This window comes from Myxococcus sp. CA040A (assembly GCF_013336725.1).
In the GTDB taxonomy this organism is placed as follows: domain Bacteria; phylum Myxococcota; class Myxococcia; order Myxococcales; family Myxococcaceae; genus Myxococcus; species Myxococcus llanfairpwllgwyngyllgogerychwyrndrobwllllantysiliogogogochensis.
Genome location: NZ_JABUMR010000040.1, coordinates 1 through 1,022 on the forward strand (window position 1 = coordinate 1; position 1,022 = coordinate 1,022).

The 1,022-nt window shown below is 68.2% G+C and carries 1 protein-coding gene; it reads left to right on the forward strand.

Going from position 1 to position 1,022, the window contains the following annotated elements; translation table 11 throughout:
* Positions 1-174: 174 nt before the first annotated feature.
* Positions 175-1,022: IS630 family transposase (locus HUA75_RS46000; RefSeq protein WP_174490132.1), on the forward strand; the 848-nt coding region annotated here is incomplete at its 3' end.

Genomic DNA, 1,022 nt, shown 5'->3' on the forward strand with positions numbered 1-1,022 from the left:
AGGCGGGAAGAGGGAGCAGGGGCACCTCTCGTTCGGCTCTGTGTGCGCAGAAGACCTGAGAGCGAGAAGGCCCTGCCCGAGGGCAAAGGTAGGCAGTGGTTGAAGAGGAAGCAGCGCCAGGCGCTGCTTCGGTGGGCAGAGAGGAGTGGCTGCCCGCTCACCATGCGGCGGTGCATGGCGGTGGCGGCCGTGGGACGAGGGGACTCATGCAACGCCGCAGCCCGGGCGCTGGGCTGTGCCACCTCCACCGTCGTGTGCGCGGTGCGCCGCTACCGGGAAGCTGGGCGCGAAGCCCTCCGAGACAGACGGGCGGGCAACGGCCATCCCAAGGTAGACGGCCAATTCAGGCAGAGGCTGGAGCGAGTGTTGGCCGGCACGCCCGAGGACTGGGGCTGGTGCCGGCCCACTTGGACGAGGGAGCTGCTGTGTGTGGAGCTGCAGCGCCGGGGGATGCCTCGTGTGTCCGTGGCGACCATGGGCCGGACACTCGCCTCGCTCGGCGCCCGCCTCAAGGCGGCAAAGCCCATCGTCCAGTGTCCCTGGCCCGCGTGGAAGCGTCGCCGGAGGCTCTATGTGCTCAGATGCATGGAGGCGCACAAGCCCCTCGAGGAGCCCGTGCTCCACGTGGACGAGGTGGACATCCACCTCAATCCCAAGGTGGGGCGCGACTGGTGTCTGCCCGGGCAGCGCCGGGTAGTCGTGACGCCCGGCAACAACCAGAAGCGCTTCGTGGCTGGGGCGCTGAATGTCCGGACGGGGAAGCTGACGTGGGTGGAGGGCAGGTCCAAGGCCAGCACCCTCTTCATTCAGTTGCTCTGGCGCCTTGCGAGCCAGTACCGACGGGCTCGCCGAATCCACCTCGTGCTGGACAACGCCGCGGTTCACACCAGCAAGAAGACTCGCCGTGCCCTCGCGCAACTCGGCGGGCGCATCGTGCTCCACTTCCTTCCGCCTTACTGCCCCGAGGGCAACCGCATCGAGCGGGTATGGCTGGACCTGCACGCCAATGTCACCCGCAATCA